13 protein-coding genes are annotated in these 15,903 nt (G+C 32.9%); 8 read left to right on the top strand and 5 right to left on the bottom strand.

The window, feature by feature from the left end:
* Positions 1–76: 76 nt before the first annotated feature.
* A complete protein-coding gene (locus tag IRZ99_RS06660; protein WP_194656522.1) occupies positions 77–757 on the bottom strand; it encodes a DUF4294 domain-containing protein in 681 nt (226 codons plus the stop codon).
* An 81-nt stretch (positions 758–838) separates the two neighbouring features.
* Here IRZ99_RS06660 and IRZ99_RS06665 point away from each other — a divergent pair, with 81 nt between their 5' ends.
* From IRZ99_RS06665 to IRZ99_RS06695, 7 genes are all read left to right on the top strand, one after another.
* Positions 839–1,927 carry a M42 family metallopeptidase gene (locus tag IRZ99_RS06665; protein WP_194656523.1) on the top strand — a complete coding sequence of 363 codons (1,089 nt, stop codon included), beginning with the start codon at positions 839–841 and terminating at the stop codon, positions 1,925–1,927.
* Positions 1,928–1,987: 60 nt separating this feature from the next.
* Complete coding sequence (locus IRZ99_RS06670; protein ID WP_194656524.1) at positions 1,988–2,668, top strand: response regulator transcription factor; 681 nt, start codon at positions 1,988–1,990, stop codon at positions 2,666–2,668.
* Complete coding sequence (locus IRZ99_RS06675; RefSeq protein WP_194656525.1) at positions 2,665–4,023, top strand: HAMP domain-containing sensor histidine kinase; 1,359 nt, start codon at positions 2,665–2,667, stop codon at positions 4,021–4,023. Before IRZ99_RS06670 ends, IRZ99_RS06675 begins: the two co-directional genes overlap by 4 nt.
* A gap of 107 nt (positions 4,024–4,130) precedes the next feature.
* Positions 4,131–5,378, top strand: a complete 1,248-nt coding sequence (locus IRZ99_RS06680; RefSeq protein WP_194656526.1) for a TolC family protein — start codon at positions 4,131–4,133, stop codon at positions 5,376–5,378.
* A gap of 12 nt (positions 5,379–5,390) precedes the next feature.
* Positions 5,391–6,476, top strand: coding sequence for an efflux RND transporter periplasmic adaptor subunit (locus IRZ99_RS06685; protein WP_194656527.1), 1,086 nt, complete (start codon positions 5,391–5,393; stop codon positions 6,474–6,476).
* A gap of 3 nt (positions 6,477–6,479) precedes the next feature.
* The gene (locus tag IRZ99_RS06690; protein WP_194656528.1) at positions 6,480–9,578 is read left to right on the top strand and encodes an efflux RND transporter permease subunit; all 3,099 of its coding nucleotides are present in this window, start codon (positions 6,480–6,482) and stop codon (positions 9,576–9,578) included.
* A gap of 129 nt (positions 9,579–9,707) precedes the next feature.
* Positions 9,708–10,316 (top strand): DUF2238 domain-containing protein, encoded by a 609-nt coding sequence (locus tag IRZ99_RS06695; protein ID WP_194656529.1) that lies wholly within the window; start codon positions 9,708–9,710, stop codon positions 10,314–10,316.
* Positions 10,317–10,399: 83 nt separating this feature from the next.
* Here IRZ99_RS06695 and IRZ99_RS06700 read toward each other — a convergent pair whose 3' ends face one another.
* Positions 10,400–10,771, bottom strand: a complete 372-nt coding sequence (locus tag IRZ99_RS06700) for an ankyrin repeat domain-containing protein (protein WP_194656530.1) — start codon at positions 10,769–10,771, stop codon at positions 10,400–10,402.
* A 326-nt stretch (positions 10,772–11,097) separates the two neighbouring features.
* On the opposite strand from IRZ99_RS06700, the gene IRZ99_RS06705 reads away from it, so the two are divergent.
* A complete protein-coding gene (locus IRZ99_RS06705; RefSeq protein ID WP_194656531.1) occupies positions 11,098–11,637 on the top strand; it encodes an SRPBCC family protein in 540 nt (179 codons plus the stop codon).
* Positions 11,638–11,698: 61 nt separating this feature from the next.
* Here the strand turns inward: IRZ99_RS06705 and IRZ99_RS06710 are convergent, their stop codons facing one another.
* The 3 genes from IRZ99_RS06710 to IRZ99_RS06720 all read right to left on the bottom strand — a co-directional run bounded on the left by IRZ99_RS06710 (position 11,699) and on the right by IRZ99_RS06720 (position 15,873).
* Complete coding sequence (locus IRZ99_RS06710) at positions 11,699–12,655, bottom strand: phosphoribosylaminoimidazolesuccinocarboxamide synthase (protein ID WP_194656532.1); 957 nt, start codon at positions 12,653–12,655, stop codon at positions 11,699–11,701.
* A 128-nt stretch (positions 12,656–12,783) separates the two neighbouring features.
* Positions 12,784–15,132, bottom strand: coding sequence for a prolyl oligopeptidase family serine peptidase (locus IRZ99_RS06715; RefSeq protein WP_194656533.1), 2,349 nt, complete (start codon positions 15,130–15,132; stop codon positions 12,784–12,786).
* A 153-nt stretch (positions 15,133–15,285) separates the two neighbouring features.
* On the bottom strand, positions 15,286–15,873 hold the full coding sequence (locus tag IRZ99_RS06720; protein ID WP_194656534.1) for a hypothetical protein: 588 nt from the start codon (positions 15,871–15,873) through the stop codon (positions 15,286–15,288).
* Positions 15,874–15,903: the final 30 nt, after the last annotated feature.

Genomic DNA, 15,903 nt, shown 5'->3' on the forward strand with positions numbered 1-15,903 from the left:
ATCTTATATATATGTATAAAAACAAACCCGACAGATTTTAATAAACTGTCGGGTTTGTTATACTATATACGTAGCCTTATTTCCCTTTGGGTTCTTTTGCTTTTTCTTCCCAATGATTCATAAGATCATTATAATTTAGGGGATTTGCTGCTTTCTGATTTACCAATCGGCCGGATTCGAATGCTCTTTGTAGAATTGTTTCTATTAAATAGTCTTCATTGACTTCATATGGCTTGTATTCTTTTTTTAAACTAATATCAAACAAACTGGCAGTAGTGTTTGAGACGAACGCTTTGAAACCGCTTTTTAAGGTTCTAATTAATTCATAGGTTGTAATTCCCGTTTGTCTGTGAACTAACTTTACTAGAATCTGACCTTGTTTACGCGAAAGCTTTTTTAGTCTTGCTTCGAATTCATTATTTAGATAGTCTTCTACAATTTTAAAATACTTCTTTTTTTCACGATTGGTTTTCAGACGTGCCATTCCCTGATTTAAAGCGGTCAATCTATCTGCAGCTAATTTTGCGTACGGATACACTTTATAAACTCTATTCTGCAGAATCATGAATTGCTTTTGCGCTTCGGGATCGAGCTTCTCTTTGGTAATAATAATCTCTGGCAATTCGATCGTATCGCCCAAAATAGAATCCCGTTCTGTTAGTACGTAGCCCATTTGCTGGTTTTCTTTTGGTGTAACCTGAGCCTGGCTTGAAAACGAAATCAATATAAAAAATAAAAGAATGTAGGTAAATCTCATCGAGTCATAATTTAAATGTAAAATTATATATTTATACACAACTCTAATACCAAATTTATAAATTAGCAAAAAAATATTTTTATGAGTACTGAATCTATCTTAAAAGATACCTCAATTGCTTTTCTTGAAAGCTACCTAAATAACGCCTCGCCTACCGGATATGAAAGTGAAGGACAAAAACTTTGGATGAATTATTTGAAACCCTACGTTGATACATTTATTACCGATACTTATGGAACAGCAGTTGGAATTATAAATCCTGATGCCGCTTTTAAAGTGGTAATCGAAGGTCATGCGGATGAAATTTCGTGGTACGTAAACTATATTACAGATGATGGTTTACTATATGTAATACGTAACGGTGGTTCCGATCATCAGATTGCACCGTCAAAAAGAGTTAATATTCATACTAAGAAAGGGATTGTAAAAGGTGTTTTTGGATGGCCGGCGATTCATACTCGTTTGCGTGACAAAGAGGAAATTCCGAAATTGAGTAACATTTTTATTGATCTGGGTTGTGAAACTAAAGAACAGGTTCTTGAAATGGGCGTTCATGTAGGTTGTGTAATTACTTATCCTGATGAATTCATGATTTTGAATGAGAATAAATTCGTTTGTCGTGCTATCGACAACAGAATGGGTGGTTTTATGATTGCTGAAGTTGCTCGTTTATTGCATGAAAATAAAAAAACACTTCCGTTTGGATTGTATATTGTAAACTCTGTTCAGGAAGAAATTGGTTTGCGAGGTGCTGAAATGATTGCACAAACCATTAAACCAAATGTAGCAATTGTTACTGATGTTTGCCACGACACCACTACTCCTATGATTGACAAAAAAGTAGAGGGTGATCTTAAAATGGGTAAAGGACCAGTTATTGCTTATGCTCCGGCAGTTCAAAATAAACTACGCGATTTAATTGTGGATACGGCTGAGGAAAATGAAATTCCGTTTCAGCGTCACGCTACTTCAAGAGCAACGGGAACTGACACCGATGCTTTTGCTTACAGCAATGGCGGTGTGGCGTCTGCACTGATTTCGTTACCTTTACGTTATATGCATACGACTGTTGAAATGGTTCACAGAGAAGATGTTGAAAATGTCATTCAGTTGATTTATGAATCGTTATTGAAAATTGAAAATAATGAGACTTTTTCTTATTTTAAATAAGAAAGAAATTTAAAACGTCCATTCGGTGATTATTAGCCGAATGGATTAATAAAATACAGCATGAAACTACTACTACTCGAAGACGATTTTACTTTATCTAAAGAAATTTCTGCATTCTTTACTTCAAAAGAATTCGAGTGTATACCATATTATGATGGTTCTTTATTATTGAAGAAATACCTTCCGCAGGAATATGATTTGATTATTCTAGATATTAATGTACCTGGAATTAATGGAATTGATGTCTGTAAGGGAATTAGGGAAATTGATAAAAAGACTCCTATTATAATGCTAACTGCTTTTAGTGAAATTGAAGATAAATTGGCTTCATTTGATAATGGTGCCGATGATTATTTGGTAAAACCATTTCATTTTGAGGAATTGTATGCCCGTATTTCTTCTTTATTAAGACGAAAAGATATTCCGCAGCAAAGCGAAAATAAGATTATCATAGAAGATTTAGAAATTCTGGAAGATGATATGAAAGTTTTTCGTTCAGGCGAAGAAATCAAATTGACTCCAAAAGAATTTAAATTGATTCTGATCTTGGCTCAAGCCAAAGGAAAAGTTTTATCGAAACAATTTATTGCAGAGAAACTTTGGGACTATCATATTGAAACCAATCAAAATACCATTGAAGTTTATATTAATTTTTTAAGGAAGAAAATTGATAAAGACCATGAAGTAAAACTGATTCGGACCAAAATTGGTTACGGATATTATTTAAGCGATCAGGAATGACTTTAAAAAACCGAATATCACTTTTAGTTAGTTTGCTGTTTACAATCCTTTTTGGGTTGGCATCTACTGTGATATTTGTTTTGTATTCTAATTTTAGAAAAGAGGAATTTCGTGATCGCTTGGAAATTAAAGCTCTTTCTAATATTAAACTTTTGGTCAATGTAAAAGAAGTTGATGATCAGCTTTTGAAAATGATTGATCAAAACTCCATCAATAAATTGTATGACGAAAAAACATTAGTATTTGATTCTAATTACAAATTAATCTACAGCAGTATTGACGATGCCAAAATAAACTGGTCTATTGATGATTTAAAATACCTTAAAAAACATAAAACCTTTTTTAAACAACAAGGTAATTATGAAGTTTATGGCGTTTTCTATGATACAAAAGACAAAGATTTTTACGCTTTAATATCGGCAACAGATGATTATGGAAAACGAAAATTGCTTTTTCTAAGATATACTTTAATTGTTTCTTATATATTCTTTACCTGTATTTGTTGGGTTTTAACTTCCTTTATGGTAAAAAAAGCAATGAGTCCGCTTAGTATTTTCCATCAAAAAATAAAAAACATAAATGAGAACAATCTTGACACTCGTATAGAATCAAAAAGTACTAAAAATGAAATCGATTTGATTGCCAATGAATTTAATTTCATGATGGACCGAATTGAAGTTTCCTATCAAAAACAAAAAGAATTTACGGCGCATGCTTCGCATGAGCTCAGAACTCCGTTGTCTCGCATAACTTCGCAGATTGAAAATACCATTATAGATGACTCAACATCTGATAAAGGGAAATCTTTCTTAAAAACAATTTTAACAGATGTCAATCAATTAACCGAACTTATTAATTCGCTATTGATTCTTTCTAAAATTGATAATAAAAATCTTGAAAATCATGAAGTACAACGAATAGATGAAATTCTGTTTTCGGCAATTGAAAACTTAAACAAAAGCTTTCCTGATTTCGTCATTCTTTTTGAAATGGAAGAAAATGACAATTTAGATACTGCTTTAGAAATTAAAGGAAACAAAAATTTACTCGAAATTGCCATAGGTAATGTTCTAAAAAATGCTTGTATTTACTCGGACAACAAACAAGCCAACGTAAAAATTAGCAGTAAAAATGATCATCTTATTATTTCAATTTCAAATACCGGAAATACTTTGAGTGAGAACGAGCAGAAAAATCTTTTTCAGCCTTTCATGCGCGGCGAAAACTCAAAAGGTACTGCTGGCTTTGGACTTGGATTGCGTATTGTCAATCGTATTTTAACGCTCCACAATGCTAAAATCAAATACAGTATTCCTCAAAAAAACACCAATCTCTTTCAATTGATTTTTCACTAAGATTATTTTTACTTCCATATAAATCATTTTTAAGGTCTTTTTAAGTTGATTATTAAGGTCTCTTAAAGTCTTGCGATAGCATCTTTGTATCAAATAAAACCGATACAATGAAAAAGTTAATTGCACTCCTATTTCTGATTTTGGCAAGTCAGGCAGGCTTTGCTCAAAAAACAGTCACTCTTGAAGATTGTGAAAGCCAATTTTTAAAAAACAATCTATTTTTACTGGCCTCCCAATATAATATTGATGCCTCAAAAGCGCTGACCATTCAGGCACGTATTTGGGATAATCCGACCATTACGGCAGAATTAAATGCTTATAATCCTGAAAGAAATCAATATTTTGATATTGGAAAAGACGGACAAAAAGCATTTGGTATCGAACAGCTTATTTACTTAGGCGGAAAAAAACGTAATGAAGTAAAACTGGCTCAAACTAATGAGCAATTGGCTGAATTGCAATTTAATGATTTACTACGAACCTTAAAATTGCAATTGCGCAAGAGCTTCTACACAGTTTATTACAACACCAAAACTCTTGAAACTACTGATAAACAATTGGCTCATATTGAAGATTTAATCAACTCTTACTCTATTCAGGCACAGAAAGGAAATATTCCTTTGAAAGATGTTGTTCGTCTACAATCTCTTTATCTGAATTTCAAAAATGAAAGAATGGAAGTGGTCAATAACAATATTGAAGAACAAGCGAATTTGAAATTATTATTGAATTCAACTGAAACTATAGTTCCGATTGTATCTGATACAGAATTCAATAAATATCTTAAAACTATCAATTTTGATTTAAAATCTTTTGAAGAGCAAGCGATCGCCAATCGTCCTGATTATTTAGCAAAACAAAAAGAAATTGATGCCAACGAAATTAATGTTAAATGGCAAAAATCACTTTCAGTTCCGGATATAACTGTTGGCGCGACCTACGATCAACGAAGTGGCGCCTTTAATAAAGAAGCTAATTTGACGCTTGGTATTCCGCTTCCGCTTTGGAATAAAAATAAAGGAAACATAAAATATGCTCAGACCATTTTAGATCAGTCTAAAGTTGAGAAACAAAATTTTGATTTGCAATTGCAAACAGAAATCACATCAGCCTGGAATAAATGGGATGAATCCCGAAAAAACTACGCGGTTATAAAACCAACTGTGAATGCAGACTTTGATGCCGTTTACAACGGAATGCTAACCAATTTTCAAAAACGAAACGTGAGTTTGTTAGAATTTACAGATTTTATGGAAAGCTACAATCAGGCAACAGTTCAGGTTAATGAATTGAAGAAAAAACTAGCACTTTCAGGAGAAGAATTAAACAGCACCATTAACAAAGACTTATTCTAAAACTAAATAAAGATGAAACATAAACTAATAATAGTAATTGCAATTGTGAGTCTGACGTTCGCAAGCTGTAAAAAAGAAGTTGAAAATCCACAGACCAATACTTCTTTTGCATTAAGTGATTCAATGCTAAAAACCACTACAACGGCTGTTGCACAAACACAACCTGTAAAAAACGAATTGAGTTTTTACGGAAAAATAACAGCTGACAATAATAAAATGATTGACGTATATCCGCTTGTTGGTGGAAATGTTATTAAAGTAAATGTCGAACTTGGAGATTACGTACACAAAGGACAAGTTTTAGCAACCATAAAAAGTACTGATATCGCCGATTTTGAGAAACAATCTCTTGATGCAAAAAGTGATCTATTAGTGGCAAAAAACAATTTGAAAGTGGCTCAGGAATTATTTGATGGAAAATTAAATTCTGAAAGTGATGTTCTTCAGGCAAAATCTGAAGTAAACAAAGCACAATCACAATTAGGAAAAATCCAGGAGACTTATAAAATCTATAATATCAAAGCAGGCTCTATTTATGAAGTAACGGCACCAATTAGTGGTTTTATCATTCAGAAAAGTATTAATCAGGATATGCTTTTAAGAAGTGACCGTTCTGAAAACATATTTGATATTGCCGAAATCAGCGAAGTTTGGGCAATGGCTAATATTAATGAAGTGGACATAAACAAAGTCAAACTTGGAATTGACGCCGATGTAACCACTTTGAGTTATCCCGATAAAGTTTTTAAAGGAAAAGTAGATAAAATTTTCAACGTAATTGATCCGGAGACCAAAGCGATGCAGGCACGTATAAAACTGCAAAATCCCGGTTATTTATTAAAACCTGATATGAATGCCAATATCAAATTATCTTTTAAAGAAGATAAATCTCTGATAGCTATTCCGAGTGATGCCATTGTTTTCGATAAAAGTAAAAACTTTGTAATGGTTTTTAAAGATCGTCACAATATCGAGACAAGACAAGTTGAAGTTTATAGTGTTGTTGGAGACACTACCTATATTAAAAGTGGCTTAAAAGAAAACGAAAAAGTCATTACTAACAATCAGTTATTTATTTATCGCGCCTTAAACGAATAAGTCATGAACAAATTCATTAGAAATATTATTGCTTTTTCGCTTAAGAATAAAGCATTCACCTTTTTTTGGGTGGGATTATTGGCGGTTGCCGGATTTATTTCCTTCAAAAATATGCCAATTGATGCCTTTCCGGATGTAACGAATACTCAGATTATTATCATTACACAATGGAATGGAAAAAGTGCTGAAGAAGTTGAACGTTTTGTGACTTCTCCTATCGAAATCTCGATGAACTCTGTTCAAAAGAAGACAAGCGTTCGCAGTATTACCATGTTTGGATTATCTGTAATCAAAATCATTTTTGATGATGGAGTCGACGACACTTTCGCGCGTCAGCAGGTCAATAATTTATTGAAAAATGTTTCTCTTCCGGAAGATGTTGAACCCGATGTTCAGCCTCCGTATGGACCAACAGGAGAAATATTCAGATATATTGTAAAAAGTAACAGCAGAGACAGTAGAGAATTGTTGACTTACCAAAACTGGGTAATTGACAAACAACTTCGTTCCGTTCCTGGTGTTGCCGATTTAAACGTTTTTGGAGGACAAACTAAAACGTATGAAGTTGGTGTTGATCCTATCAAATTAGCGAAATACAACATTACACCATTGCAAGTTTACAATGCTGTTAATGCCGGAAACTTAAATGTTGGTGGAGATATTATTGAGAAAAACGGTCAGGCATTTGTAGTTCGCGGTGTTGGGCTTTTAAAATCGATTCCGGATATTGAAAATATTATTGTTGATGATGCTGGAGGAAATCCGATTTTAGTAAAAAATGTCGCTTCGGTTTATGAAAGTTCTATGCCGAGAGTCGGGCAAACCGGAATTGGCAAAAACGATGATGCTGTTGAAGGAATTGTCGTAATGCGAAAAGGAGAAAACGCTCAGGAAACATTAGCCTTAATTAAAGATAAAATCAAAGATTTAAATGATAATGTTCTTCCGAAAGATATTAAAATTGAAACCTTTTACGATCGTGATAATTTGATGAATTTCACGACCGAAACGGTAATGCACAATTTATTTGAAGGAATTATTCTGGTTACTTGTGTCGTGTTTTTATTCATGGCCGATTGGCGAACTACTTTTACAGTTTCGATTGTTATTCCATTATCCTTATTGTTTGCTTTTTTATGTCTGAAGATGATGGGAATGAGTGCCAACTTACTGAGTTTGGGTGCAGTCGATTTCGGAATTATTATTGATGGCGCGGTGGTGATGGTCGAGGGATTGTTTGTGGTATTGGACCACCGGGCGCATCAATTGGGAATGACTGCTTACAATAAAATTGCCAAAGGAAGTTTGATTAAAAAAACCGGAACTGAAATGGGTAAAGCTATTTTCTTTTCTAAATTAATCATTATTACCGCTTTATTGCCGATATTCTCATTCCAGAAAGTAGAAGGAAAAATGTTCTCGCCCCTAGCCTACACTTTAGGTTTTGCGTTAATGGGAGCTTTACTGTTCACTTTGACTTTAGTACCGGTTTTATCCCATATTCTTTTAAATAAAAATGTAAAAGAAAAACACAATCCGTTTGTTAACTTCTGGGATAGAATTGTTGGAAAAGGATTCGCCTGGACTTTTAAACATAAGATACAAACGCTGATTGCTTCTATAGCAATTGTTGCTTCTATATTCTTTTCGTCAACTTTTTTAGGAACTGAATTCCTGCCACAATTAAATGAAGGAGCTTTATGGGTAACTGCAGAGTTACCAATGAGTACTTCGCTTCCTGAAAGTGTGCAAACCGCCGCAATGATTCGTAAAGATCTTGAAAGCTTTCCGGAAGTAAAAAATGTGTTGTCTCAAACAGGTCGTAGCAATGACGGAACAGACCCGAATGGATTTGGATTTATTCAGCTTCAGGTTGATTTAAAACCAAAATCAGAATGGACCCGAAAAATCAGTATGGATGACCTGATTAATGAAATGGACAATAAACTGAAAGTACATCAGGGAATTACCTATAATTATTCTCAGCCCGTTATTGATAACGTAGCCGAATCTGTAGCTGGTTTTAAAGCTTCAAACGCTGTAAAAATTTATGGAGATGATTTAGATAAACTCGATGAATTATCAAATGAAGTTCTGGCAAAAATTAAAGATATTCCAGGTATAAAAGATGCCGGAATTCTGAGAAATGTTGGTCAGCCAGAAATTAGTGTAATTCTGGATCGAGAAAAAATGGCCGCTTATGGTGTTACATTGAATGACGCACAAGCTGTTTTAGAATTAGCTTTTGGCGGGAAAACGGCAACTCAAAAATATGAAGATGAGAAAAAATTTGATGTGAGAGTTCGTTTTTCTAAAGAATACCGAAAAGATGAAGAGGATTTGGCAGAACTTAAAGTTCCAACCATTAGCGGTGCTAAAATTCCGTTGAAAGAAATTTGCGACATTAAAACCGTAACTGGTCCGGCTTTCATTTACAGAGACAATACAAAACGTTTTATTGGTGTTAAATTCTCTGTTCGTGATCGCGATTTAGGAAGTACCATTGCAGAAGCACAGAAAAAAGTGGCCGAATTGAAAATGCCAAACGGTTACACAACCGGATGGACAGGAGAATTTGAAAATCAGGTTCGTGCCAGCGCGCGTTTGGCTCAGGTTGTGCCAATCAGTTTAATCGGAATATTTGTATTGCTGTTTATTTTATTCGGAAATATTAAAGATTCACTCCTTGTTTTAGCGAATGTTCCGTTTGCGATTATTGGTGGAATTATGGCACTACATATTACAGGAATGAATTTTGGAATTTCAGCTGGTGTTGGTTTTATTGCTCTTTTGGGAATTTGTATTCAAAATGGAGTAATTCTGATCTCTGAATTCCATCATAATCTGAAAGCCAAATTCACATTGGAAGAATCCATATTTATGGGAGTTAAAGCCAGAACAAGAGCCGTTGTTATGACTGCTTTAATGGCATCGATAGGTTTAATGCCGGCAGCAATTTCAACCGGAATTGGTTCTGAATCACAAAAACCTTTGGCCATTGTAATTATTGGAGGTTTGATAACAGCAACTATTTTAACGCTTTTGGTTTTCCCAATTATATTTTGGATTTTCAATCGCAAAAAACATGTTCCTATTGAATAAGGATTTTAAAATAAATTAATTGGTTAAGTTAATTTGGTTAAAGAAAAAGCATCATTATTTTTTAATGGTGCTTTTTTGATTCCATTACATTTTAGTTTAATATCTTGCATCAAATCAATTAAACTATTCATGAAATATATCTATTTTTTAATAACGCTTTTTTTAATTTCACTATTGGCTTCTGTCATTAATCCAAAAGAAGGATTTACTTGTTTTCTTGAAATTATTCCAGCCATTATTGGTTTCCTCGTTTTAGCTTTTACTTTTAAAAAATTCCGCTTTACAAATTTCACTTATACACTGATCTTAATTCATTGTATTATTCTATTTATTGGCGGGCATTATACTTATGCTGAAGTTCCATTCTTTGATTATATAAAAGAAATTTTCCATCAAAGCAGGAATAATTATGACAAAGTAGGACATTTTGCTCAGGGATTGGTTCCGGCAATGATTATCAGGGAATTATTTATTCGAAAAGAAGTAATCAATAATAAAAGCTTTTTCAACTTCATTATTGTCAGCATTTGTCTGGCGATTAGTGCCGCTTATGAATTTATTGAATGGTTTGTTTCGCTGGCAACTGGTGAAGGTGGGGATTCATTTCTTGGAACACAAGGTTATGTTTGGGATACGCAATCTGATATGTTGTTTGCAACTATTGGAGCAATTACAGCTTTGATCTTGTTTTCAAAAATTCAGGACAAGGAAATTCAGCAAATAGATTTTGAAAACTAATTTGAAACTAGAAAATAAAAAAACGGCCCTCTGCTCAAGGAAGGCCGTTTTTATACTAACTCAAACTAGATTTAAACAAACTGTTATTTTAAACTTTTCAAAATAGCAATTGCATCAGTTGCATTTGATATTTCTGCATATTTCAAAGCTGTATAACCTTTTTCGTTCTTATCATTTGGACGCGCTCCATTTTCTAATAAAATTTTCATAATCTCAACTTTATTGTATCGAGCTGCGATCATTAAAGGTGTCATGTCTTCAGATTGTTCATTTACATTTGCACCGTATGCAATAAATTTTCTTACTATTTCTACATCTCCTTTACTTATTGCTACATGCAATGGACCTGCAGAACTATTTAAAATTTCAAATTTTGGGTTCATGTGACCTGCTGCCATTGAAACATTGGCAAATGCTACTAGAGCTACTCCTAAGATAATTACTGATTTTTTCATGTTGATTGATTGTTAAATTGATTGATTATTGATGATTTTTAAATTCTATGTAAATGTAATTCTATTTTTGTATTATGCATTGCCAAGTACCTTGTTTTAACTAATTCTTAACATTCATTTAATAATTATCTAATAAACATATTTGAATGTTAATTTACCGTTTCATATATAGACGCTCATTTATTCAATATGTTACAGTTTGAATTAAAAAAAATATAAAAAATCTTATAAAAAATTAAAATACCATAAAATCAATTCTTTACTTTTTTAACTTTACTATTAAATATTAGCGAAATAAACTAGTACTAACCTTAAAACCACCGATTATGCTAATCATCAAAAGAATTTTACTTATTCTGATCTTAATTGTATCAGTTGTATTAATTACAGCTTATTTTATGCCCAAAGACTATGCTGTAGAAAGAGAAATTACTATCAACAAACCATCTGATAGTGTTTTTAGTTATGTTAGATACCTGAAGAATCAAAACGATTTTAGTGTTTGGGCTAATATAGATCCCCAAATGAAGTTAACTTATAAAGGAACTGACGGATCTGTTGGTGCCATTTCTGCATGGGAAAGTAAGGTAAAAGATGTAGGAGTTGGTGAACAGGAAATTACTAAGGTAACAGAAGGAAAACGTATTGACTTTGCTCTTCGTTTTAAGGAACCTATGAATGATACTGCGGTTGGTTTTATGTCTACAGAAGCCATCTCAGCAAATCAAACAAAAGTAAAATGGGGAATCAACGGTGTTTTTCCCTATCCGATGAATATTATGATGCCCATGATGAAAATGGATGAAATGATTGGCAAAGATCTACAAAAGGGACTTGAGAATTTGAAAACTAAAATGGAGCAATAAAAATAGCCCCGGATTAAAATAATTTAATCCGGGGCTATTCATATAAGTTTAAAACTAAAAATTAAGCTTTAGTAGAAAGATATTCTAATACATTTTTATTAATACGCTGATCAATATTTGCAATATCAGCTTTAACAAATTTTTCTCCTAAAATATTCTCGTATAATTCAATGTATCTCTCTGATACAGATTCGATATATTCATCTGTCATATCAGGAATTTGTTGTCCTTCCTGACCTTGAAAACCATTCTCGATCAACCAACGACGTACAAACTCTTTTGACAATTGTTTTTGCTCCTCACCTTTTTCCTGTCTTTCCTGATATCCATCAGCATAAAAATAACGAGAAGAATCCGGAGTATGGATTTCATCAATCAAAACAATTACGCCATCCTTCGTTTTTCCGAATTCATATTTTGTATCAACTAAAATCAAACCACGACTTGCAGCGATTTCAGTTCCTCTTTGAAATAAATCACGTGTATATTTTTCTAAAACAATATAATCTTCTTCAGAAACAATTCCTTTTGCTAATATATCCTCACGAGAAATATCCTCATCATGAGAACCGTTATCAGCTTTTGTAGTCGGCGTAATAATTGGCTCTGGAAATTTATCATTTTCCTTTAGCCCTTCTGCCATAGTTACACCACAAATTTGTCTTTTCCCTGCAGCATACTCACGAGCGGCGTGTCCTGAAACATAACCACGAATTACCATTTCTACTTTGAATGGCTCGCATAAATGTCCAACAGCAACGTTTGGATCTGGTGTGGCAATCAACCAATTGGGAACAATATCTTCTGTTAACTCCATAAATCGGGTTGCAATCTGATTCAAAATTTGTCCTTTGTACGGAATCCCTTTTGGTAAAACCACATCAAAAGCTGAAAGTCTATCGGTTGCCACCATTACTAAAAGTTCGTCATTAATATTGTAAACTTCTCTAACTTTTCCGCGGTAAACTGATTTCTGATTCGGGAAATTAAAATTTGTTGTTGTAATTGTATTGCTCATTATCCTAAGTTGTGTTGTTGTTTTATGAATGCAAATTTAAAACTAATTAAAAGAGCAAACAAGAAAGTATCCAGTTTTCAGTCACAGTTTTCAGTTTTGATGCTTTGACTGAAAACCGTAACTGTAAACTATTTTTTCAGAAGCGTTGAATTAAATAAGTTTAAGATTCTGCCGTATTCATCAATCCACGAATAGGTTTCTTTAAATCCGTGTGATTCTACAGGGAATGAAGCCAAAGTCCAATTCTTTTTCTCCAATTCTATAAAACGTTGAGACAAACGCACAACATCTTTATACTCAACATTATCATCAACCATTCCGTGGAGCATTACAAGGTTTCCTTTTAAGTTGTCCGCAAAATATATTGGTGAGCTTTTTTTATAAGCTTGCGGATCAGTTTCTGGAAAATTCAAAATGTTTCCCGTATATCCGTGGTTGTAATGTGCCCAATCTGTAACAGAACGCAACGCTGCACCCGAAGTAAATTCGCCTGGAGTTGTCAACATTCCCATTAAAGTAATAAATCCACCATATGAACCTCCATATATTCCTACTCTATTGGCGTCAATACCATATTTTTCAACTAATAGTTTCTTTCCGTCGAGATGATCAGATAAATCTTTTCCTCCCATAAAACGATAAATTCCGGTTCTGAAATCTCTACCATAACCGTCACTTCCTCTATAATCGATATCTAAAACAGTATAACCTAAATCGGTCAATAAATTATGAAACATAAATTCCCTGTAATAATTGCTCCAGAAATTATGAGCATTTTGAAGATATCCTGCTCCGTGCACAAAAATTACAGCAGCTTTATTGGAAACTTCTGCTTTAGGCGTATAAATTCGTGCGTTAACAGGAGTTCCATCTTGCGCTTTAAATGTAATTACTTCAGGAGTTCTCCATTGATATTGTTTGAAAGCTTCTGTAGTTGAAGAAGATATTTGCTGTAAGGTAGTGTTCTTCTTATTATCAGCTAAATAAAAATCCCATGGAATATTTTTATAGGAATATCGAACTAATAGTGACTTTTCATCTGGTGAAAGTACTACTTCATGTGCTCCATCTTTAGTTAAAATGGGTTGTAAAACACCATCAGCAACAGCTAATTTGTAGAAATTTCTATTTCCGGGATGAGTTGTGTTTGTCGTTAAATAAAATGCTTTTTTATCTTTTGATAAAGTAACATCACGAACTTCCCAATTTCCCTTTGTCAGTTGTGTTTTCTTTTTAGATTTTACATTATAAGTATACAAATGAGAATATCCTGTAACTTCAGATTGAAAATAAATAGTTTCCTGATCTGCTAAAAAACCAAGAGTTCCTGATTCAAAAGAATATCCCGGAATACCAGGCCCGCCTATCCAGGCTTCGTCATGCTGATATTCAATTTCTTCAAAAGTCCCTTTATCTAAATTTAAGTTTACCAACCATCTGTCCTTGTTGTCCTGGCTTCTGATTTCGACAATCGCTAATGAACCGTCTTCATTATAAACGGGAGCCTGAGGAACAATCAATTTGTCTTCTTTAGCTTTGTTTTTTAAATTATCATACAATTCATAATACTTTGGTGCATCCTGAATATGACTTAAAGTCGAAAAATTTAGGTAGTAAACTGAATCTTTTACAACAGAATAAATTCCAAATTTAGTTTTAACAAAATTGGCTGTAGAAACTTTCTCTTTTGTTTCCGGAGTTTGATTATAGCCGTCAGCAGTAATAAAAACTTCCATCGTTTCCTTTTTTATTTCCGGTTCCTCAACTAATAAAAAAGTAGCAAAATTTCCATTTGGATTCGGTTTCAGATTATAAAACTGGTCTTTACCATAAAAATACTCTTTGGCAAAATCAGATTTTACTGCTTTGCTTTTAGCAAGATTCCATTGTTTTTTTGCTTCCTTATCTTTAATAAATTGGAACAATTCTTTTTGTTGCGTGTTTAAAAAGTTCTCTTTTTCCGGTTTTGTTTCTTTTTTAATTCCTTTATTAAAGTTGGTTATTTGTAAAAGCGACCCGTCTTTAGTATTGTATTTAAAAATATTATCATTTTGTTCAAAAAACAATACTCCACTTTGAGTTCCTAATTGCAAATTAGAAATTGGGGTAGATTGCTGAATTAATTTCTTTGAAGTTTTAGATTGAATGGAATAGGAATACAAACTTCCTTTATCCAGATAATAAACAACATCTGATCCAGGTTTTGTTTTAAAATCCATTTGAGAAAAAGCTTCTTCTTTTGGAGAAACTAGCTCTGGTTTACTCATTCCTTTCTGCCAGAAGTAAGTACTTGTTCCTAATTCATTTTTCGGATTCCATTCAAAATAAACCTTTTTTCCGTCTAAAGACCAACGCCCGTTTGTTGGTTGATTTCCAATAAAAGATTCACCTTTCATTATTTCTTCTAATTTTAGGTTTTGGCTTTTTCCAGTAATTGAAAGAAATAAAAAGGCAAGTATAAAAATGTTTTTTGTCATGGGGAGTTGTTTTGAGAAAACAAAAATACACTTTGAAAGTTATTAAAAAAATTGTTTTTCTTTATTGATCTTCCGGTCTTAGATAGTACTTAATTAAAAAAGAAAATCCCTGAAAAAACTTTCAGGGATTACATATCTGTAGTTGTAAAAGAATTATTTAAAATCTAAAATTCCTTTTCCTAATGATTTAATAGATGCGTCCAGATTTCCTAAAGTAGTGTCTGGCAGTTTCTTTATACTTGCTATGTTTACAACATAAATTTGCCCTTGGTCTTTAGCAGGTGCTGTTGGTACAAATACTACCGCATTTCCATCTTCATTTTCTTCAATTAAATGTGCAGGTTGCCAGTAATCACCTTGTTTTAATAAAATAGGCAAATCTGTTTTTGGCTTTTCAACTTTATGAGCTAATTTTTCTTCAGCTAATTTTTTATTCTTTTCATAACCAGGTAAGAAAACCATTAATTTATCGTCAATCCATTCTGTAAATCTTTTCAAGAAAGAGAATTGCATTAAATAACCGCTAAAATAAATCAATAAAATCAGAAATAATCCTCCCAGAATATCACTCCCTATTGGACCTAACACTTTATCTAAATGTAATATGTGAGATACTTTATCACCATACTTTCGAAAAAATCCCCAAACTTTCTCAAGTATCATAAAAAACACAACCAGAGGTAATAAAAGGATAATTCCAGAAATACAATTTTTTTGAAGCTGAAGTAAAAATTTGTTCATAATGCTAAAGATTAAGTTACTATCTTATAA

It is taken from the genome of Flavobacterium sp. LC2016-12, assembly GCF_015351595.1.
Taxonomy (GTDB): domain Bacteria; phylum Bacteroidota; class Bacteroidia; order Flavobacteriales; family Flavobacteriaceae; genus Flavobacterium.

What these genes read in the sequence shown, in the direction of transcription:
- IRZ99_RS06675 (WP_194656525.1), top strand. Translation starts at nt 2,665, where the DNA reads ATGACTTTAAAAAACCGAATATCACTTTTAGTTAGTTTGCTGTTTACA.
- IRZ99_RS06700 (WP_194656530.1), bottom strand. Translation starts at nt 10,771, where the DNA reads ATGAAAAAATCAGTAATTATCTTAGGAGTAGCTCTAGTAGCATTTGCC.
- IRZ99_RS06685 (WP_194656527.1), top strand. Translation starts at nt 5,391, where the DNA reads ATGAAACATAAACTAATAATAGTAATTGCAATTGTGAGTCTGACGTTC.
- IRZ99_RS06660 (WP_194656522.1), bottom strand. Translation starts at nt 757, where the DNA reads ATGAGATTTACCTACATTCTTTTATTTTTTATATTGATTTCGTTTTCA.
- IRZ99_RS06680 (WP_194656526.1), top strand. Translation starts at nt 4,131, where the DNA reads ATGAAAAAGTTAATTGCACTCCTATTTCTGATTTTGGCAAGTCAGGCA.
- IRZ99_RS06690 (WP_194656528.1), top strand. Translation starts at nt 6,480, where the DNA reads ATGAACAAATTCATTAGAAATATTATTGCTTTTTCGCTTAAGAATAAA.
- IRZ99_RS06720 (WP_194656534.1), bottom strand. Translation starts at nt 15,873, where the DNA reads ATGAACAAATTTTTACTTCAGCTTCAAAAAAATTGTATTTCTGGAATT.
- IRZ99_RS06715 (WP_194656533.1), bottom strand. Translation starts at nt 15,132, where the DNA reads ATGACAAAAAACATTTTTATACTTGCCTTTTTATTTCTTTCAATTACT.
- IRZ99_RS06670 (WP_194656524.1), top strand. Translation starts at nt 1,988, where the DNA reads ATGAAACTACTACTACTCGAAGACGATTTTACTTTATCTAAAGAAATT.
- IRZ99_RS06705 (WP_194656531.1), top strand. Translation starts at nt 11,098, where the DNA reads ATGCTAATCATCAAAAGAATTTTACTTATTCTGATCTTAATTGTATCA.
- IRZ99_RS06710 (WP_194656532.1), bottom strand. Translation starts at nt 12,655, where the DNA reads ATGAGCAATACAATTACAACAACAAATTTTAATTTCCCGAATCAGAAA.
- IRZ99_RS06665 (WP_194656523.1), top strand. Translation starts at nt 839, where the DNA reads ATGAGTACTGAATCTATCTTAAAAGATACCTCAATTGCTTTTCTTGAA.
- IRZ99_RS06695 (WP_194656529.1), top strand. Translation starts at nt 9,708, where the DNA reads ATGAAATATATCTATTTTTTAATAACGCTTTTTTTAATTTCACTATTG.